Here is a 17,814-nt window from a genome sequence, read left to right as displayed (position 1 = left end):
GTGCCGATGAACGAGACAGCTGCGCGTGCGAGCGAGGAATCGGTCCTGGTCCGCACCTCACGCGAGAGCGACGTCGAGGCGATGCTGGCGATCTACCGCCATCACGTCCGCAATGGCGTGCCGCGCGATATCGAGGGAACCGGTGCGCCGGAGCCTGACGATCTGCGCGACCGGCGCAAGAACCTGAAGCAGACCCGCCTGCCGCATCTGGTCGCGACCTGGCACGGCGAGGTCGTCGGCTATGCCTATGCCGTGCTGTTCCGCAAGCGGCCGGCCTATCGCTACACCGCCAAGCACTCGATCTATGTCCACCACGCCCATCTCGGCCGCGGGGTCGGACGGCTGTTGCTCCAGGAATTGATCGACGCCTGCGCGGCGGCCGGCTTTCGCCAGATGATCGGCTATATCGATGCCGACAACGCGCCCTCGCTGGCGCTGCACGAGCGGTTTGGCTTCGCGCGCGCCGGCCTGCTCAGCGGCGTTGCCTATCGCCACGGCCGCTGGTCCGACACCGTCATGGTGCAACGCTCGCTCGGCGCGGGGACAACGACGCCCCCGCCTGTCACGGCACCCGGGCGTTAGGCCCTACGACGGGAAGTCGGCCGCTTTGACATGGATGCGGTCGGCATGCAGCGACCAGTGATGCAACGCCTGGTCCTTGCAGAACCTCGCTTTCGCACGTTCCCTGGCCTCGTCCTCGTCGGCGGCGTCGATCTCGAGCGTGCCCTGGCAGACCTCGCACTGCCGGCCGTATTCGCCGAGCACGTCCTTCATGAACCTGACGACATAAGTTGACATGGGACCTCCCTGCCTGCCCGCCGGCACTCTAGTCCCATTTAGGCCGGACGGGGAAAGGAGATTTTGACGCGGATCAAGGCCGGGGGCTCAGTTCCCGGCCGTCATCCAGAGCGCTTGGTGCGCCCCTACCCCGGCCTCACCCCGAAGGCCTGCTTGAAGCGTTCCGCATAGCGCGGCCAGGCTTCGGGATTGATGATGCGCGGCGGGCGCTTGCCGTCGAGCACATCCAGCACCTGCTCGGCGGCGATCCGGCCCATATTCTGGCGCGCCTCGATGGTGACGCCTGCGGTGTGTGGGCTCGCCAGCACGTTGTCGAGCTGGAGCAGCGGATGCTCCGGCGGCGGCGGCTCCTTGGACCAGACGTCGAGACCGGCACCGGCGATGCGCTTGTCGCGCAGCGCCTGCAGCAGCGCATCCTCGTCGTGGATGAAGCCGCGCGCGGTGGTGATGAAATAGGCATGCGGCTGCATCAGCGCGAATTCGCGCGTGCTGATCATGTTGCGGCTGCTTTTGTTGAGAGGGCAGGAGATCGAGACGAAATCGGCGCGGCGCAAGAGCTCGTCGAGCTCGACCTTCTCACCGCCCCGCTCAGCCATCACCTCGGCCGACAAAAAGGGATCGTAGGCCAGCACCGTCATGCCGAGCAGGCCCTTGCACAATGCGGCGATGCGCCGGCCGACATTGCCGAGGCCGATGATGCCGACGGTCTTGTGCTCGACCTCGTTGCCGACGAGATCGTTGCGGTTGACGTCGCGCTCGCGGCGCAGCCGGCGATCCGACTGGATGATGCGCTTGGACAGCGTCAGCATCATCGCGAGCGCGTGCTCGGCGACCGAATGGGCGTTGCCGCCGGACTGGTTGACGACCACGACCCCGGCGGCCGTGCAGGCCTCGACGTCGACCGGGTCGAAGCCGGCACCGTTGCTGGAGACCAGCAGCAAGTTCGGCGTGCGCTTCAGGAAGGCGGCATCGACATGGAAATGCGGGGCGAGCTCATCGCGGGCGGCACCGACCTGGTAGACGTGGGCAGCGCCAAGGAGCGGCCCATAGACGTCCTCGGGGCTTGCGTTCTCGATGCGATCGAGCCGCACGTCGGGCCGCGCCTTCAGGATGTCGATATAGATCGGATTGGCCAAATAATTGGAGTAGACGACACGCTTGTTGTTGACGGACATCAGGACCTTCCGGCTCTTGCGAGGGAGAGCCGCAAGGTCAGCGCGATGCCCGCCCGTGCCCCTCCCGTGTTCTGGTTATCGCCGCTTATGCCATGGCGGCGCCGGCCACGGCAGGCCTGCTGGCGCAGATCATGGTGACGGTGCGGACATGTTGACAATCCCGCTGTTCGCGTCAAGTTCGGCAGACTGCCGCGACGGCCAGAACCAAGAAGCATGTGCGGCCGCAGGGAGAGCGCAATGGCGATTGCGGAACAGCAGACGCAGGGGAGCCGCGACGGAAGCTGGCACGGCATCGTCGTGCAAACGTTGAAGCGGAACGAGATCAGCCTGATTCCTTACGTGCCTGACCGCGTGCTCACGCCGCTGATCAAGAACCTGCACGCCGATCCCTTCTTCACCACCTTCGCGACCGCCCGCGAGGAAGAGGCCGTCGGCATCGTCTCCGGCGCCTGGATGGGCGGACGGCGCGGCGCGGTGCTGATGCAGACCTCCGGCTTCGCCACGCTCGCCAACGTGCTGGCCTCGCTCGCAGTGCCCTACCAGATTCCGCTGATCATGTTCGTCTCCGAGCGCGGCACGCTTGGCGAGTTCAACTACGGCCAGTCGCTGGTCTGCCGCACCATGCGACCGGTGCTGGATTCGCTGGCGCTGGAGCACCACACCATCACCCGGCTCGACGAGCTCGAATTCATCACCGACCGCTCGATCAGGCAAGCCGTCACCACACAGGCGCCGGTGGCGTTGATCCTCAACCCGCTGCTGACGGGCGGCAAGGTCTTCGACAAGTGAGGCCGGCGATGAACACTGGCAATACCAAGGTGATGAACCGGTTCGACGTGACCTCGCGGCTGATCGCAAAGCTCGAGCACGAGGAAGCCGTGATCGGCGGCATCGGCAACACCAATTTCGACCTCTGGGCCGCCGGCCACCGGCCGCAGAATTTCTACATGCTGGGCAGCATGGGCCTCGCCTTCCCGATCGCGCTCGGCGTGGCGCTGGCACAGCCCGACCGCCGCGTCTTCGCGCTCGAGGGCGACGGCTCGCTATTGATGCAGCTCGGAGCGCTCTCGACAATCGCGGCTCTGAAGCCAAAAAACCTCACGATGATCGTGATGGACAACGGCATCTACCAGATCACCGGCGCGCAGCCGACACCGGCAGCCAGCGTCGCCGACATCGTCGCCATCGCCATCGGCTCTGGTCTTGCGAGCAGCGCCTGGGCCGCGGACGAGGAGGATTTCGAGCGGCTGGTCGACGATGCGATGGCGGCCTCCGAGCCCTGCCTGATCGCGGTCAGGATCGACGACAAGCCCGGCGTAGGCACCACCCGTCGCGACCCCGTGCAGATCCGGGAACGTTTCATGCATGGCCTTGGCGTGCGCGATCCGCTTTAACATTTTGTCATTAACTACACGGCGATCTGATACGAGCCTCGCGACAACCCGACCAAATTCGTGCTAAGCGACCCAGATGTCGCTTTTCATTCGTACCTTTGCCTGGCTGCTCGCCGCTGCCGTTACGTTCGCCACCCTCGGTCCTCCCGGCCTTCGTCCCCATTCCACCCTCGGTCAGGACGGCGAACATGCGCTTGCCTTCATCATGGTGGGGTTGGCCTTCGGCCTCGCCTATCCACGCCGGCGTCTGCTGATTGCGGCGGCTGCGGTCATCCTGATCGGCGTGCTCGAGCTGATGCAATTTTGGGCACCCGGCCGCCATGCGCGGCTGGAGGATTATCTGGTCGATGCCGCCACCGCCTGCCTCGGCTTTGCGCTCGCCGCCACGGCCGACCGGCTGCTCTCGCGCTTTTGCACCAGCTCCGCCGTGACAAGCGAAGGCCCCGCGGAGTGACACTCCGCAGGGCCCTGCTCAGCACACAGGATTGCGTCGATCAGTCGATGATCTTGACCACGCGGCGCGTGCGCGGCTCGACGATCACGCGGCGATCGTTCACGACCGCATAGCGATACTCGGTGTAGTTCGGCACCGGGCGGAGCACCACGGTGGGTGGCAGGGGCTCGCCGACCACGACGCGCTCGTGGACTACGACGGAGTCGCTGCGCGGAATTCCGCCCAGGACCGCATTCGGAATTTCAAGACCGGCGCCGACGGCTGCACCCACGGTGCCGCCGACCATCGCTCCGATCGGGCCGCCGATGTCGCCACCCGCACGCGCGCCGTCCCTGGCGCCTTGTTCGGTCGTCGACTGAGCAAAGGCTGCGCTCGACGCCAGCAGCGACGCTGCAGCCAACGTAATCGCAAGACGGGTTTTCATGGTGTTTTGTCTCCAGTGATTGTCCTGCGCCTTCAACCGCGGGGCCAGATCATTGTTCCGGTTCCCCTGCGGCGAAAGTCACCCGGATCTGGAGACTGTTACGGCGTAACAGTTCAGCCAGCTGCGATCTCGTGGCCGGCCATCAGTTCCAGCGCCCGAACCATCGCCGAATGATCCCATGCTTTGCCGCCATGTGCGGTACAGGACGAGAACAATTGCTGCGCCACGGCCGTGCTCGGCAACGACAGGCCGAGTGAGCGGGCGCCTTCGAGCGCGAGATTGAGATCCTTCTGGTGCAGCTCGATGCGGAAGCCCGGTTCGAAATTGCGCTTCACCATGCGCTCGCCATGCACCTCCAGAATGCGCGAGGAGGCAAATCCGCCCATCAGCGCCTTGCGCACCAGCGCGGGATTCGCACCGGCCTTGGATGCGAACAACAGCGCCTCGCTCACTGCTTCGATGGTGAGCGCGACGATGATCTGGTTGGCGACCTTCGTCGTCTGTCCGTCGCCGTTGGCGCCGACATGGGTGACGTTCTTGCCCAACTTGTCGAAGATCGGCTTCATGGTGCCAAAGGCCCGCTCCGGCCCGCCGACCATGATGGAGAGGCTCGCCGCCTTGGCGCCGACTTCCCCTCCCGACACTGGCGCGTCGAGATAGTCGGCGCCGAGCGCCTCGATCTTCTTCGCGAACTCCTTCGTCGCCAGCGGCGAGATCGAACTCATGTCGACGACGATCTTGCCCTTGGAGATGCCGCCGGCGACACCGTCCTTGCCGAACAGCACGGCCTCCACATGCGGCGTATCCGGCACCATGATGATGACCGCGTCCGCCTGTTCTGCGACCTCCCTGGACGACGTGCAGGCGATGCCGCCCGCGGACATCAGGTCCGGCGCGATCGGCGCAACGTCATGCAGGAAAACGCGATGACCCGCGGCCAGGAGATGGCCGGCCATCGGCCGCCCCATGGTGCCAAGTCCGATGAAGCCGATATTGGTCATGTCTGCGTTTCCTCAGGTCTCAAACGTCTGTGCCGCGTGCCAGGACAGGCCTTCCAGCGTCGTGGTGCGCGGCTTGTATTCGCAGCCGATCCAGCCGCGATAGCCGATCGCGTCGAGGTGCCGGAACAGGAAGGGATAGTTGATCTCGCCGGTGCCGGGCTCGTGACGGCCGGGATTGTCGGCGAGCTGGATATGGGCGATCTGAGGCAGATATTCCTGCATGGTGCGGGCGAGATCGCCCTCCATGATCTGCATGTGGTAGATGTCGTACTGGATGAAGAGGTTGTTCGACCTCACCTCGGAGATCAGCTGCACCGCCTGCTCGGTGCCGTTGAGGAAGAAGCCGGGAATGTCGAGCGTGTTGATAGGCTCGACCAGCAGCTTGATGTTCTCCCGCGCCAGCGTCGAAGCCGCAAAACGCAGATTTCCGACCAGCGTCTCCTGAAGCTCGCGCGGATCGGCATCAACAGGCGCGGTGCCGACGAGACAGTTGAGCTGTTCGCAATCGAGCGCCTTGGCATAATCGATGGCGCGGAACACGCCGTCACGGAATTCGGCGGTGCGGTCGGGCAGGATCGCAATGCCGCGCTCGCCGCCAGCCCAGTTGCCGGCGGGGAGATTGTGCAGCACCTGCGTCAGCCCGTGGGCCTCGAGCTGCTCGCGCAGCTGCGCCTTGTCGAAATCATAGGGGAAGAGATATTCGACCCCGGCAAAGCCCGCCGCCTTCGCCGCTGCGAAGCGGTCGAGGAACGGCATCTCGTTGAAGAGCATGGTGAGGTTGGCGGCAAACTTCGGCATGGTGCTTCTTCCCCTATTCCGCCGGCTGCAGCACGCGCGTGGTCTCGACTTCGTCGAGCGGAAGGTCCAGCACCTCCTCGAACTCCACGATGTTGTCGATCTCCGTGCCCATGGCGATGTTGGTGACGCGTTCGAGGATGAACTCGACCACGACAGGCACGCGGTGCTTCGCCATCAATTCGCGGGCGGTCACAAACGCCGCTTGCGTGTCCTTCGGGTCGGTGACGCGGATGGCCTTGCAGCCGAGACCTTCAGCGACCGCGACATGGTCGACGCCGTAGACGCCGATCTCGGGCGCGTTGATGTTCTCGAAGGAGAGCTGGACGTGATAGTCCATATCGAAGCCGCGCTGGGCCTGGCGGATCAGGCCGAGATAGGAATTGTTCACGACGACGTGGATGTAGGGCAGATTGAACTGCGCGCCGACCGCGAGCTCCTCGATCAGGAACTGAAAGTCGTAATCGCCCGACAGCGCGACGATCTCGCGCTCCGGACACGCCGCGCGCACGCCGAGCGCGGCCGGCAGCGTCCACCCGAGCGGCCCCGCCTGCCCTGCATTGATCCAGTTGCGGGGCTTGTAGACGCCGAGGAATTGCGCGCCGGCGATCTGCGACAGGCCGATCACCGTGACATAGGTGGTGTCGCGGCCGAATGCCTTGTTCATTTCCTCGTAGACGCGCTGCGGCTTGATCGGAACGTTGTCGAAATGGCTCTTGCGCAGCATCGTCTTCTTGCGGTCGCGGCAGGAAGCGGGCCACGCCTGGCGCTCGCGGAGCCTGCCCGACCGCCGCCACTCCCTGGCGACGGCGACGAACAGCTCGAGCGCGGCCTTGGCGTCCGAGACGATGCCGAGATCGGGATTGAACACGCGCCCGATCTGCGTCGGCTCGATGTCCACGTGAACGAATTTGCGACCCTTGGTGTAGGTCTCGACCGAGCCGGTGTGGCGGTTGGCCCAGCGGTTGCCGATGCCGAGCACGAAGTCGGATTCCAGCAGGGTGGCGTTGCCATAGCGGTGGCTGGTCTGAAGCCCGACCATGCCGGCCATCAGCACGTGATCGTCAGGGATCGCGCCCCATCCCATCAATGTCGGCACGACCGGCACGTTGGCGATCTCGGCGAACTCGACCAGCAGGTCAGAGGCGTCGGCGTTGATTATGCCGCCGCCTGCCACGATCAGCGGCCGCTCGGCGGTGTTGAGCATCTCGAGCGCCTTCTCCACCTGCTTGCGCGTCGCGGCGGGCTTGTAGACCGGCAGCGGCTCGTAGGTCTCGTCGTCGAACTCGATCTCGGCGAGCTGCACGTCGAGCGGCATGTCGATCAGCACCGGCCCAGGCCTCCCTGAGCGCATCACATGAAAGGCCTGGCTGAACACGCGCGGTACCAGCGCCGGCTCGCGCACGGTCACCGCCCATTTCGTGACAGGCTTTGCAATCGACTCGATGTCGACCGCCTGAAAATCCTCCTTGTAGAGCCGCGCGCGCGGCGCCTGACCGGTGATGCAGAGGATCGGGATGGAATCGGCGATCGCCGAATAGAGTCCGGTGATCATGTCGGTGCCCGCAGGTCCCGACGTGCCGATGCAGACGCCGATATTGCCGGCCTTGGCGCGCGTATAGCCCTCCGCCATGTGCGAAGCGCCCTCGACATGGCGCGCCAGGATGTGGCGGATCGAGCCGCGCTTCTTCAGCGCCGAGTAAAGCGGATTGATCGCAGCGCCGGGAACTCCGAAGGCCGTCGAGATACCTTCCTTCTCCAGGATACGCACGGCCGCATCGACAGCTCGCATCTTCGCCATATCGGACCTCGCTCAATTGCATCAACGAGCGAGATCATCAGCTGCGCGGAAGCCGATCTCAACGAGACCGATTTTATTTTCCACGATGCGGCAGCCGCGAGAAAATCGTGGGCGTCTCAATCGGTTAGATCAAGAGATGCGTGAAAGCGGGTCACTCGAACAGCGGCGCCAGCTGCATCTGCGGCACCAGCACGAGGCCCTTGTCGGTGATGCGAATTTCCGGAATGACCGATAGCGGAATCAAATTGAAGCCCATGTACGGGATGGTGCAGCCGGCCTCGGCCCATTGTTTCTTCAGCACCTTCACCTCTTCCGCCACTTCGGTGACTCGCTTGTCGGAGAGGAGTCCTGCGATCGGCAGCGGAACCAGCGCCCTCACCTCGCGGTCGGCGACGACGCAAACGCCACCCTGCTGCTCCCTAATCGCTGCAATCGCGACCTGCATGTCGGCCTCGTTGGTGCCGGCGACGATGAGGTTGTGGCTGTCGTGCCCGACGCTGGAGCCGACCGCGCCTCGCTTCAGGCCGAAATCCTTGAGAAGGCCGTGGGCGACATTGCCGGCCGACTTGCCGTGGCGCTCGACCACCGCGACGAAGCAGAGGCCGTAGCGCGCGAACAGCGACGGCCAGTCTTTTGCGGGTTCGATCGCCACTTTCTCGTGGATCAGCGTGATGCCGGGCAACGCGGTCTTGATCGCGTTGACAGTGCAGGCCTTCGCGGGCAGCTCCGGCGTCAACTTCATCTTCTCCGGCAGCTTCACCGTGGCGTAGGCTGCCCTCGGATATTGATAGCGCTGCGACAGCGCCCGATCGAGACACGGCGTGATCTTGCCGCGCTCGACCACGAGCTCGCCGCCATACCAGGTGCATTGCGGCTTGAGCTGATCGTCCATGAGCACGAGATCGGCGCGGCGGCCGCCGCCGAGCCCGCCGATATCGCCTTCCATGCCGAAGCGGGTCGCGCCATGCAGTGAGCCCATCGACCAGGCCTGCTCCGGCGACATCCCCGCCTTCACGGCTTCGCGCACCACCCAGTCGAGACCGAATAGCAGGAGATCGTCGGCGTCACGGTCGTCCGTGCACACGGCGGTCCGCTTGTGCGAGGCCCCGAGCTCGGTGATCGTTCGGATCGCTTGCGGCAGCGAATGCCACGGCGTGGTCGGCGGTCCACCGCGCAAAAACACCCAGACGCCGGCATCGAGCAGGTCATCGGCGATGTCGCGGTCGATCGCCTCGTGGGTGTCGGTGACGCCGGATGCCGCATAAGCCGCGACGAATTCGCGGCCGTAGACATGGCCGGACACCGGACGCCCCCGCTTCAAGGCGGCCGCGAGGATGGCGTGGCTGCGCTCGTCGCCCATCGTGACGGGCACGAAATCCATCTTCTCGCCAAGCGCCACCGCTTCGGGCCAGCGGTCGAAAAGGCCGGCGATCTTGTCCGGCGTAAGGTCACCGCCCGCCGTCTCCAGCTCCGCCGAAGTCGCGGGGACGGTGCTCGGCACGGTCAAGAAGATCGAGAGCGGCGCCTCGCGCGCATCTTCCAGCATTGCCTCGACGCCGGCAACGTCCATGACATTGCCGATCTCGTGGCTGTCGCAAAAGATCGTCGTGGTGCCGTTGAGCAGCGCGGCCTCGGCATAGGCGCAGGCCGTCACCATCGAGGATTCGATGTGGATGTGCGGATCGACGAGGCCCGGCGCGATGATGCCGCCGGCCGCGTCATAAAGCGGAACATCGCCCCACGCCTTCTTCGCTGTACCGGCCGGCTTCACCGCCGCGATGCGGCCGCCTGAGATCCAGACCTCCCGCCCCGGATGGATACGCTCGGAATAGGTCGAGAGCACGCGCGCGCCCGTGATGACGAGATCCGGCGCCACACGCGCCGAGGCGACGTCAGCCAGACGCCGCGTCATGCTGTGCAGCGGCGCGACGGAGAAGCGGGTGAGCTTGGTCATCGGAGCTCTCGCAGAGATTGGACAGCCCAGCGATGGTTGCCGCCGCTGGCGGCGAGAGCAACTCAAATAATACGTCATCGGTGCTTACGCATTGGGCAGACGCGCCCGCGTTCTTAATTTTGGGCATGTCTTTAAATCATACGCTGAGTTTGGGCGCGCCAGATGTCCGCTCGTCTCTCAACAGTGCACAACGTTGAAGACCCCTCTCGCAGAGCTGAGGGCCGAAAGGGCCCCCGACGTACTGAGGCATCGGGCCCCAAACTACCCATTGAGGTAAGTCGCAGATGCGGCGGCTTGGTCGCCCCTTTGCAAGCGGTTCCAGGCTTGAGGTCGAGGGCTCAACGGGAACCACCTTGCGGCGCAATCGCCCCAATTTACGCATCACTGATTGTGGCGTTTGCCACGCGCCGAAATTGGAACCCTTATGATGTTACCCATACCCATTTTGCAATTGTCTGCGCGTGGCGCCCGGATCTAGTTGAATGATCCTGCACCAGCAGAATTCGCGCTGGCATGTGCTTGGAGTTTCATTTTTGCGATTAAGAGCTTTCGCATCTGAATTGGATTTCGAGGCGACAAGCACAGGCGAATTCAAACAAAGTTTGAGGTTGTTGCCGATTGTCGCTCGAAATGCAATGGGGCGGATCGTTCGCATCGGGCTGCAGTGATGCTTGTAAGCGAAGTTGGCAACCGGCTTCTGTCAGCACTGCCGATCGCTGATCTCGATCTTTTGGCACCCGACCTACAGATGGTAACCCTCGATCGGGAAGAGGTCGTCTCGCGGGTGGGGGATCATACCGAGCACGTCCTCTTCCCTCACAGTGGCGCCGTTTCGGTGATGGTCGACATGGCGAATGGGCAGACGGTCGCCAGCGCAGCAATAGGGCGCGAGGGAGCAGTGGGCACTCTTTCCGTGCTGGGACCGTCCCCTGCGGCCGTTACGACCATCGTTCGTGCCGCGGGGACGGCCTCGCGGATCCCCGCGGCGCGATTCCATGCCGCTTTCAGCCGGAGTCCTGCGATCCGCCACGTAGTCCAGCTTCACTTCAAGGCGGTGCTGATACAGTTTCAATTGGGCGGGGCTTGCAATGCACTGCATCCGGTCCAAGCCCGCATGGCACGCTGGCTGCTTCAACTTCACGACCGCATCAACCACGACGTCCTACCTCTCACGCAGGAGGCGCTTTCGCAGATGTTGGGCGTGCGACGAACGACGGTGACGCTCCTGATGCGCAATCTGCGCGCTTCCGGAGCGATCAGATCTGAGCGGCGAGGCGAAATCGAGATCGACTCATCGCGGCTCGCTGCGGTGGCGTGCGAATGCCACGACACCATGCGGCTCGAACTCGAGAAGATCTTCTCTACGGGTACAGCGCCATCTCGCGTTTTCGATCTGCCGATCCGGTAGATGAAACGAGAGCGCTGAATCGGTCCATCTCGGATGCGCTATTCGAACACTGCGCGTTGAGGTCGGCTATGGGTCCAAAAGCAGCAGTTAACGCAGCCACCTATGAGGATCTCGGGCAGAGAGTCTAGATGGCAGCCGCTGCTGCGGTGTTCGACTCGGGGACATGAGCCGACGCAGTCCATTTGAGCAACGAGCCTTTCACTTCGGCTGAAATCGATCAGATGAAAGATTGATAGAATGATGCGGCGTTGGGACAGCGTGACTGTCGGATCACATCGCTTGCGCGAATAGAACTTTGAGCATTGAATCAGCGTGGATACCCACAATTGCAAGTGACTTTCCGGGTATGCCTGCCGCTCTCGCAGGATCAAGCGATGCAGAGATTCGCCTGGGCTTCGGGCGCGTGATGGCTTCATGCGTAGCTGAACCGGAGAGGTACGCCTAGTCGGTCCTGCCAACTGATTGGGAGTAGCCACACGCGTCTCATGCCCGCCTACCACGGTCGGCCAACAAACGGGGAGGAGAACAATGAGCACCTGGCTTAGTGAGCGAGAACAGCGTCTCGTCGCGGGCGCGGAGGCGGCATCGGCGGCAACGCCTATCCCGACCCAGATTGTCTCCAATGGCGAGTATCTCCCGCCCCCGCAGAGCGATACGCAAAAGAAAGTCGAGGCACGGATCAACGAGCTCGCTGATGTTAACGGCAGGCACCTCGGCTTGAGCCGCAGGCAGTTCTTGCACACGAGCTGCGGCATGGCAGCAGCTTTCCTCGCCATGAACGACATTTACGGCAATGTTTTCCAGGTCGCGCCCGCTGAAGCCCGCGAGCCCGAGGTGATGCTGGCCCGCGCGCAGAGCCTTGCAGGCCAATTCATCTTCGACGTCCAGACTCATTTCGTGCGGGACGACTTCGATCATAAGGAGCTGTTGGGGCTGGCGGACTTTGCGAGCCAGCACTGGAATCCGAAGATGAAGGAGGACGGCGTCTCTTCGCTCGCCCGCTACAAGTTCCAAAACTATGTGAAAGAGATCTACTACGACAGCGACACCAACATGGCGCTCCTGAGCGGCGCGCCCTTCGACGACCCGAGTTGGTGGCTGCTGTCCAATGAGCAGATCGTCAAGGCGCGAGAACTGATCAACGACTTCGCCGGTTCGCGCCGCCTGCTGGCGCACAGCGTCATCACTCCCAAGCAACCCGGCTGGATGGACGAGGTGGACAAGGCAATCGAAGTCTACAAACCGGATTCCTGGAAGTCCTACACGATTGGCGATCCGCTGGCGCCCTCGAAGTTCCCATGGCGGCTCGACGACGAGCAGGTGATGTATCCGTTCTACGAGAAAGCAGTGAAGGCCGGCATCAACACGCTGTGTATCCACAAGGGGTTGCTGCCGCCCGATTATGAGAAGTCGTTCGCCGGCGTCTGGGAATACGCAACGGCGTGGGACATCGGAAAAGCCGCAAAGGATTGGCCGCAGATGAACTTCGTGATCTATCACTCGGCGCTGCGGCCGTTCCTCGAACTACCTGATCACGCGTGGGCGGATTTCGAACAGACCGGCCGTATCCAGTGGGCCACCGATCTCGCGGAAGTCCCGCAGAAGTTCGGCGTCGCCAACGTCTATGCCGAGCTCGGCACGTCCTTTGCCAACTCGGCGGTCGCGCATCCGAAGTTCTGCGCCGCGCTGATCGGCACACTGATAAAGGGGATGGGTGTTGACCACGTCATGTGGGGCACCGACTCGGTCTGGTACGGCTCACCACAGTGGCAGATCGAGGCGCTGCGCCGGCTCGAAATCCCCGAGGACATGCAGAGGAAGTACGGCTTTGCGGCGCTTGGCGATGCCAACAGCGCTACCAAGCAGCTGATCTTCGCGGGCAACGCAACCAGATTCTACAAGATCAAGCTGAAGGCGGCTGAGAATACCAGGATGCCGGCCTTTTCCGAGGACCGCCTCGCGGCGCTCAAGAACGAGTACACGCAAGCTTCGAAGCAACCGTCGAACCTGCGCTACGGCTACGTTCGCGCCGCCTAGGAACGATGCCAACGGCTTGGGCAAGCTGCGCCGGCAATGGATGCGCGGCTGCCGCAAATCCGACTTCGGCTCAGGGCACCAATGCTCTCGCCGATCAGAGATTTCCGCTCGGCCTCAGGAGCCGACATGCTTATGAATACACGCCCTAGCACTACTTTGGCAGAATGTTGATTTTGCCGCGTTTTAGAGGATTCCCGAATCAATTTTTCAATGATTCATGGGTGGTCGGCTCTTGGAGGGCTGACCATGCCGGGATGGGAAGACGAACTCGAACGCTGGCTGATGCCGTTCTTGGACCGGCTGGGTCATAAGACCCGGCAGCGGATGTGTCCTCTATATGTTGCGGGATTGATCGGTCCTGGCGATCGCAAGAGCGTTCAGCCGATGGCGGAACGCCTTGCCACGAGCAACTACGACCAGTTGCACCATTTCATTGCGGACGGTGTTTGGGACGCGACGCCGTTGGAGACAGAGCTGCTCAACCAGGCGGACCGACTTGTCGGCGGCAGGGATGCGGTGCTGGTAATTGATGACACCTCACTGCCGAAGAAGGGGGAGCGATCGGTCGGTGTTGCGGCTCAATACGCGTCGGCTCTCGGTAAAACCGCAAATTGCCAAACGCTGGTGTCTTTAACGCTTGCGCGCGGCGAAGTGCCAGTGATGGTCGCATTACGTCTCTTTCTGCCTGACAGCTGGACAAGCGACATGCCTCGTTTGAAGCGCGCTCGCGTGCCAGTCGAACACCGAACGCCACGGTCCAAGCCGGAGATCGCTTTGGCCGAGATTGACCGCGCGATGGCAGCCAACATGCGCTTTGGATGTGTGCTGGCGGATGCAGGATACGGCCTCAGCGCACCGTTTCGACAAGGGCTAACAGAGCGCGGGCTGGCCTGGGCTGTCGGTATCCCTCGGCACCTGAAAGTGTATCCGGTCGATGTGAAGCTCATTTGGCCAATCACCAAAGTCCGTGGCAAACCACGAAAGCACCACGTGCCCGATATCTTATCGATTGCGGCTGAACAAATGCTGGCCAGCGCCAAATGGAAAACCGTGAGTTGGCGGAGCGGGACGAAAGGTCGGCTCAAAGCCCGATTTGCTGCTCTCCGTGTCCGCACCGCCGACGGCCCTCCGCAGCGGATATGGGATAAAGGTCAGCAGCATCTCCCAGGCGACGAAGCCTGGCTCATTGGCGAGCAACGTGCCTCCGGGGAGAAGAAATACTATCTCGCCAATCTTCCGGCGGCGACGGATCTGCGCACACTGGCCGCCACCATTAAGGCACGGTGGATTTGTGAGCAGGCGCATCAACAGTTGAAGGAGGAGCTTGGACTTGATCACTTCGAAGGGCGATCATGGCAAGGTCTTCATCGCCACGCCCTTATGACAATGATTGCCTATGCCTTCCTGCAACATCGTCGCCTCGCATACGCGGGGCGGAAAAAAAAGAATCAACGGGCCTCCGCCTCAACCAACCATGTCCGCCGTACGTCACGCCATCGTCGATCTCATCCTTCGGCCGCCGCCTCAGCAGTGCCCATGTTGCCGAAAGCAAATCCTTGAAAAACAGTGGCGAAAACACATTCTGCCAAAGTAGTGCTAGTCCTCGTTTGCCTTGAACCGTCCCAACCCCTTCAGCACAAAGGGCGCCACCAGCGCGATCAGCGCGACGCCGAGAAGCGTTGCCGAAATCGGGCTCTGCAGCAGCGTCATGGGATCGCCGAGGCTGATCGCGAGCGCGCGGCGGAGCTGGCTCTCGGCAATCGGGCCGAGGATCAGGCCGACGACGACGGGCGCGATCGGGAAATCGAACCGACGCATCAGGAAGCCGAGCACGCCGAAACCTGCGAGCATCGACAATTCCACCACCGACGGCTTTGCCGCGATGGTGCCCATGGTCGCGAACACGAGGATGCCGGCATAGAGCCAGGGCTGCGGGATCGCGAGCAGCCGCACCCACAGGCCGACCAGCGGCAGGTTGAGCACCAGCAGCATCATGTTGGCGATGAAGAGGCTGGCGATCAGGCCCCATACGAGGTCAGGCCGCTCGGCGAACAGCAGCGGGCCCGGGTTGAGGCCATATTGCTGGAAGCCCGCCAGCATCATCGCGGCGGTGGCCGAAGTCGGCAGGCCCAGCGTCAAGAGCGGCACCAGCGTGCCGGCTGCGGAAGCGTTGTTGGCGGCCTCGGGGCCGGCGACGCCTTCGATCGCGCCCTTGCCGAACTCTTCGGGGTGCTTCGTCAGCCGCTTCTCGGTCGAATAGGACAGGAAGGTCGGGATCTCCGCGCCGCCTGCCGGCAGCGCACCGATCGGGAAGCCGAACATGGTCCCGCGCAGCCATGGCTTCCAGGACCGCTTCCAGTCCTCCTTGGTCATCCACAGCGAGCCGCGCACCGGCTCCAGCTTCTCTTCGGTGTGGTGGCGGCGCGATGCGACATAGAGCGCCTCGCCCACCGCGAACAGGCCGACGGCAAGCGTTGTGACTTCGACGCCATCGAGCAGTTCGGGGACGCCGAATGCAAGCCGCGCCTGCCCCGTCAGCTTGTCGATGCCGACAAGGCCGAGCGTCAGACCGATGAACAGGCTGGTCAGGCCGCGGATCGGGGAATCGCCGAAGGTCGCCGACACCGTGACGAAGGCGACGCACATCAGCGCGAAGTAATCCTCGGGGCCGAAGCGCACGGCGACATCGACCAGCCATGGTGCGAGGAAAGCCAGGCCAATGGTGGCGATGGTGCCGGCGACGAAGGAGCCGATTGCGGAGGTCGCAAGCGCCGGCCCGCCGCGGCCGGCCTTGGCCATCTTGTTGCCTTCGAGCGCAGTCGCCATCGAGGCGCTCTCGCCGGGCGTGTTGATCAGGATCGCGGTGGTCGAGCCGCCGTACATGCCGCCATAATAAATGCCGGCGAACATGATCAGCGAGCCGCCGGGGTCGAGCTTGTAGGTCACCGGCAGCAGCAGCGCGACCGTCAGTGCCGGGCCGATGCCGGGCAGCACGCCCACGGCCGTGCCGAGGAACACGCCGATCAGCGCGTAAAGCAGGTTCATCGGCTGGACGGCAACCGCCATGCCGTGAGCCAGCGCGGCAAAGGTATCCATCACAGCAGTCGCTCCAGTGGGCCGGCAGGCAGGCTCAGCGTCAACAACCGGTCGAACGCCAGGTAAATGAGGGTCGACATCACGAGGGCGATGATGGCGTCGATGAGGATGGCACGGCGTCCGAAGGCCGCCGAGGTCGTCACGAACAGCGCCGAGGTCGCCAGGATGAAGCCGCCGCCAATGCCGATGATGGCGATCAGCAGCGCAAGCCCGACGAGGATCAGAACCACAGGCACGGGATCGGCGCTCTCGCGTGCCGGCAAATTGCCGCGTAGCGCGTCGATTAAGTTGCCGATCGCAAGCAGCCCAAGGCCGCTGGCGACCACGACCGGCATCGCCTCAGGTCCCATCCCGTACATCGCCGCGGATTGCAGGCCGCGCGCGTCCCAGACCAGCACGACGGCGAGCACCGCAAGCAGTGCCGCGATGACGAGACCGGCACGGTCGACGCGCCGCGGCGGCTGGACGGGATCGCCTGAGGTCATGACTTGACCAAGCCGACCGATTTCAACACGTCGGTGACGCGGGCCGTTTCCTTCTTCAGGAAGTCGGCGAAGGCGTCGCCGCCGAGATAGGCATCCTCCCAGCCCTTCTGCTTGAGGATCTCCTTCCAGGCGTCAGACTTCACCATCTTCTCGACCGCATCGCTCAAGGTCTTGCGCTGCTCCGGCGTGATGCCGGGAGGCGCGACCACCGAACGCCAATTGGCGATCACAAGGTCGATGCCCTGCTCCTTGAAGGTCGGAATATCGCTGCCCGCGATGCGCTTCTCCGAGGTCACGCCGATGGCGCGCAGCTTACCGGACTTGATCTGTCCTTCATATTCGCTGAGGCCCGAAATGCCTGCGGTGACCTTGCCGCCGAGGATCGCCGCAAGCGACTCGCCGCCGCCGGAGAACGGGATGTAGTTGATCTTCTTCGCATCGGCGCCGACCGCGCCGGCGAACAAGGCCGCCATCACATGGTCGACGCCGCCGGCCGAGCCGCCGGCGAAAGTGACCTTGGCGATATCCGCCTTCACCGCCGCGGCCAGATCCTGCGCATTTTTGATCGGCGAATTCGCGGGAACCACGATCACCTGGATTTCCTCGGTGAGGCGCGCGATCGGCGTCACCTGCTCCAGCGTCACTGGCGACTTGTTCATGGCGAGCGCGCCGACCATGACGAAGCCGTTGACCATCATCTGGTTGCCGTCGCCCTTGGCGCCATTGACGAACTGCGCGATGCCGACGCTGCCGCCGGCGCCGGGAACGTTGGTGACCTGCACGCTGCGGGCGACGCCCGCAGCCACCAGCGCCTGCTGCATCGAGCGCGCGGTCTGGTCCCAGCCTCCGCCCGGAGCCGCCGGCGCCATCAGCTTGAGCTCGAGCTGCTGGGCAAAGCCCGGATTGACTGCCGCCAGGGTGAACGCGACGGCTGCGCCGACAAGGCGCGCGGGAAATCGGAACATGGGGGCATCTCCAGGGCTCATGCGGAC

The 17,814-nt window shown here is 63.6% G+C and carries 18 protein-coding genes; 8 read left to right on the top strand and 10 right to left on the bottom strand.

Features of this window, described 5'->3' with window-relative positions; genetic code table 11:
• Positions 1-6: 6 nt before the first annotated feature.
• A complete protein-coding gene (locus XI05_RS37730) occupies positions 7-582 on the top strand; it encodes a GNAT family N-acetyltransferase (protein ID WP_271511223.1) in 576 nt (191 codons plus the stop codon).
• A 3-nt stretch (positions 583-585) separates the two neighbouring features.
• Here the strand turns inward: XI05_RS37730 and XI05_RS37725 are convergent, their stop codons facing one another.
• Positions 586-798 (bottom strand): hypothetical protein, encoded by a 213-nt coding sequence (locus tag XI05_RS37725; RefSeq protein WP_212256877.1) that lies wholly within the window; start codon positions 796-798, stop codon positions 586-588.
• 125 nt (positions 799-923) lie between these two features.
• Positions 924-1,973, bottom strand: coding sequence for a hydroxyacid dehydrogenase (locus XI05_RS37720; protein ID WP_271511221.1), 1,050 nt, complete (start codon positions 1,971-1,973; stop codon positions 924-926).
• A gap of 237 nt (positions 1,974-2,210) precedes the next feature.
• Between XI05_RS37720 and XI05_RS37715 the strand changes: the two genes are divergently transcribed.
• From XI05_RS37715 to XI05_RS37705, 3 genes are all read left to right on the top strand, one after another.
• A complete protein-coding gene (locus XI05_RS37715; protein ID WP_271511219.1) occupies positions 2,211-2,762 on the top strand; it encodes a thiamine pyrophosphate-binding protein in 552 nt (183 codons plus the stop codon).
• A gap of 8 nt (positions 2,763-2,770) precedes the next feature.
• Positions 2,771-3,367, top strand: a complete 597-nt coding sequence (locus XI05_RS37710; protein WP_271511217.1) for a thiamine pyrophosphate-dependent enzyme — start codon at positions 2,771-2,773, stop codon at positions 3,365-3,367.
• 76 nt (positions 3,368-3,443) lie between these two features.
• Positions 3,444-3,821, top strand: a complete 378-nt coding sequence (locus XI05_RS37705) for a VanZ family protein (protein WP_271511214.1) — start codon at positions 3,444-3,446, stop codon at positions 3,819-3,821.
• A gap of 40 nt (positions 3,822-3,861) precedes the next feature.
• On the opposite strand, the gene XI05_RS37700 is transcribed toward XI05_RS37705, so the two are convergent.
• From XI05_RS37700 to XI05_RS37680, 5 genes are all read right to left on the bottom strand, one after another.
• Positions 3,862-4,245, bottom strand: coding sequence for a DUF1236 domain-containing protein (locus XI05_RS37700; protein WP_172784292.1), 384 nt, complete (start codon positions 4,243-4,245; stop codon positions 3,862-3,864).
• A 113-nt stretch (positions 4,246-4,358) separates the two neighbouring features.
• On the bottom strand, positions 4,359-5,246 hold the full coding sequence (locus XI05_RS37695; protein WP_271511211.1) for a 2-hydroxy-3-oxopropionate reductase: 888 nt from the start codon (positions 5,244-5,246) through the stop codon (positions 4,359-4,361).
• Positions 5,247-5,258: 12 nt separating this feature from the next.
• On the bottom strand, positions 5,259-6,044 hold the full coding sequence (gene hyi / locus XI05_RS37690; RefSeq protein WP_271511209.1) for a hydroxypyruvate isomerase: 786 nt from the start codon (positions 6,042-6,044) through the stop codon (positions 5,259-5,261).
• 13 nt (positions 6,045-6,057) lie between these two features.
• Entirely contained in the window at positions 6,058-7,842 is a 1,785-nt protein-coding gene (gcl, locus tag XI05_RS37685) for a glyoxylate carboligase (RefSeq protein ID WP_212256883.1), read from the bottom strand.
• A gap of 151 nt (positions 7,843-7,993) precedes the next feature.
• Positions 7,994-9,796: an adenine deaminase C-terminal domain-containing protein gene (locus XI05_RS37680; protein WP_271511207.1), complete on the bottom strand. Its 1,803-nt coding sequence runs from the start codon at positions 9,794-9,796 to the stop codon at positions 7,994-7,996.
• A gap of 482 nt (positions 9,797-10,278) precedes the next feature.
• On the opposite strand from XI05_RS37680, the gene XI05_RS37675 reads away from it, so the two are divergent.
• The 4 genes from XI05_RS37675 to XI05_RS37660 all read left to right on the top strand — a co-directional run bounded on the left by XI05_RS37675 (position 10,279) and on the right by XI05_RS37660 (position 14,801).
• Positions 10,279-10,464, top strand: coding sequence for a hypothetical protein (locus XI05_RS37675; RefSeq protein WP_271511202.1), 186 nt, complete (start codon positions 10,279-10,281; stop codon positions 10,462-10,464).
• The gene (locus XI05_RS37670; RefSeq protein ID WP_442869349.1) at positions 10,464-11,204 is read left to right on the top strand and encodes a Crp/Fnr family transcriptional regulator; all 741 of its coding nucleotides are present in this window, start codon (positions 10,464-10,466) and stop codon (positions 11,202-11,204) included. The genes XI05_RS37675 and XI05_RS37670 overlap by 1 nt, the downstream gene beginning before the upstream one ends.
• Positions 11,205-11,957: 753 nt before the next feature.
• Positions 11,958-13,241, top strand: coding sequence for an amidohydrolase family protein (locus XI05_RS37665; RefSeq protein ID WP_271511198.1), 1,284 nt, complete (start codon positions 11,958-11,960; stop codon positions 13,239-13,241).
• A 210-nt stretch (positions 13,242-13,451) separates the two neighbouring features.
• The gene (locus tag XI05_RS37660) at positions 13,452-14,801 is read left to right on the top strand and encodes an IS701 family transposase (RefSeq protein ID WP_271511195.1); all 1,350 of its coding nucleotides are present in this window, start codon (positions 13,452-13,454) and stop codon (positions 14,799-14,801) included.
• 36 nt (positions 14,802-14,837) lie between these two features.
• Here XI05_RS37660 and XI05_RS37655 read toward each other — a convergent pair whose 3' ends face one another.
• Genes XI05_RS37655 through XI05_RS37645 form a run of 3 tightly spaced genes read right to left on the bottom strand, consistent with a single transcriptional unit; the run spans position 14,838 to position 17,787 of the window.
• Positions 14,838-16,337, bottom strand: a complete 1,500-nt coding sequence (locus XI05_RS37655; RefSeq protein WP_036023341.1) for a tripartite tricarboxylate transporter permease — start codon at positions 16,335-16,337, stop codon at positions 14,838-14,840.
• A complete protein-coding gene (locus XI05_RS37650; protein WP_271511193.1) occupies positions 16,337-16,822 on the bottom strand; it encodes a tripartite tricarboxylate transporter TctB family protein in 486 nt (161 codons plus the stop codon). Before XI05_RS37650 ends, XI05_RS37655 begins: the two co-directional genes overlap by 1 nt.
• Positions 16,819-17,787 carry a Bug family tripartite tricarboxylate transporter substrate binding protein gene (locus tag XI05_RS37645; RefSeq protein WP_271511191.1) on the bottom strand — a complete coding sequence of 323 codons (969 nt, stop codon included), beginning with the start codon at positions 17,785-17,787 and terminating at the stop codon, positions 16,819-16,821. Before XI05_RS37645 ends, XI05_RS37650 begins: the two co-directional genes overlap by 4 nt.
• Positions 17,788-17,814 lie beyond the last annotated feature (27 nt).

The organism is Bradyrhizobium sp. CCBAU 11357, assembly GCF_028128865.1.
GTDB lineage: Bacteria > Pseudomonadota > Alphaproteobacteria > Rhizobiales > Xanthobacteraceae > Bradyrhizobium.
The sequence above is the reverse complement of the archived record's forward strand: the minus strand, read 5'-3'. Positions and strand labels throughout refer to the sequence as shown.

What these genes read in the sequence shown, in the direction of transcription:
- XI05_RS37730 (WP_271511223.1), top strand. Translation starts at nt 7, where the DNA reads ATGAACGAGACAGCTGCGCGTGCGAGCGAGGAATCGGTCCTGGTCCGC.
- XI05_RS37725 (WP_212256877.1), bottom strand. Translation starts at nt 798, where the DNA reads ATGTCAACTTATGTCGTCAGGTTCATGAAGGACGTGCTCGGCGAATAC.
- XI05_RS37720 (WP_271511221.1), bottom strand. Translation starts at nt 1,973, where the DNA reads ATGTCCGTCAACAACAAGCGTGTCGTCTACTCCAATTATTTGGCCAAT.
- XI05_RS37715 (WP_271511219.1), top strand. Translation starts at nt 2,211, where the DNA reads ATGGCGATTGCGGAACAGCAGACGCAGGGGAGCCGCGACGGAAGCTGG.
- XI05_RS37710 (WP_271511217.1), top strand. Translation starts at nt 2,771, where the DNA reads ATGAACACTGGCAATACCAAGGTGATGAACCGGTTCGACGTGACCTCG.
- XI05_RS37705 (WP_271511214.1), top strand. Translation starts at nt 3,444, where the DNA reads ATGTCGCTTTTCATTCGTACCTTTGCCTGGCTGCTCGCCGCTGCCGTT.
- XI05_RS37700 (WP_172784292.1), bottom strand. Translation starts at nt 4,245, where the DNA reads ATGAAAACCCGTCTTGCGATTACGTTGGCTGCAGCGTCGCTGCTGGCG.
- XI05_RS37695 (WP_271511211.1), bottom strand. Translation starts at nt 5,246, where the DNA reads ATGACCAATATCGGCTTCATCGGACTTGGCACCATGGGGCGGCCGATG.
- hyi (WP_271511209.1), bottom strand. Translation starts at nt 6,044, where the DNA reads ATGCCGAAGTTTGCCGCCAACCTCACCATGCTCTTCAACGAGATGCCG.
- gcl (WP_212256883.1), bottom strand. Translation starts at nt 7,842, where the DNA reads ATGGCGAAGATGCGAGCTGTCGATGCGGCCGTGCGTATCCTGGAGAAG.
- XI05_RS37680 (WP_271511207.1), bottom strand. Translation starts at nt 9,796, where the DNA reads ATGACCAAGCTCACCCGCTTCTCCGTCGCGCCGCTGCACAGCATGACG.
- XI05_RS37675 (WP_271511202.1), top strand. Translation starts at nt 10,279, where the DNA reads ATGATCCTGCACCAGCAGAATTCGCGCTGGCATGTGCTTGGAGTTTCA.
- XI05_RS37670 (WP_442869349.1), top strand. Translation starts at nt 10,464, where the DNA reads ATGCTTGTAAGCGAAGTTGGCAACCGGCTTCTGTCAGCACTGCCGATC.
- XI05_RS37665 (WP_271511198.1), top strand. Translation starts at nt 11,958, where the DNA reads ATGGCAGCAGCTTTCCTCGCCATGAACGACATTTACGGCAATGTTTTC.
- XI05_RS37660 (WP_271511195.1), top strand. Translation starts at nt 13,452, where the DNA reads ATGATTCATGGGTGGTCGGCTCTTGGAGGGCTGACCATGCCGGGATGG.
- XI05_RS37655 (WP_036023341.1), bottom strand. Translation starts at nt 16,337, where the DNA reads ATGGATACCTTTGCCGCGCTGGCTCACGGCATGGCGGTTGCCGTCCAG.
- XI05_RS37650 (WP_271511193.1), bottom strand. Translation starts at nt 16,822, where the DNA reads ATGACCTCAGGCGATCCCGTCCAGCCGCCGCGGCGCGTCGACCGTGCC.
- XI05_RS37645 (WP_271511191.1), bottom strand. Translation starts at nt 17,787, where the DNA reads ATGTTCCGATTTCCCGCGCGCCTTGTCGGCGCAGCCGTCGCGTTCACC.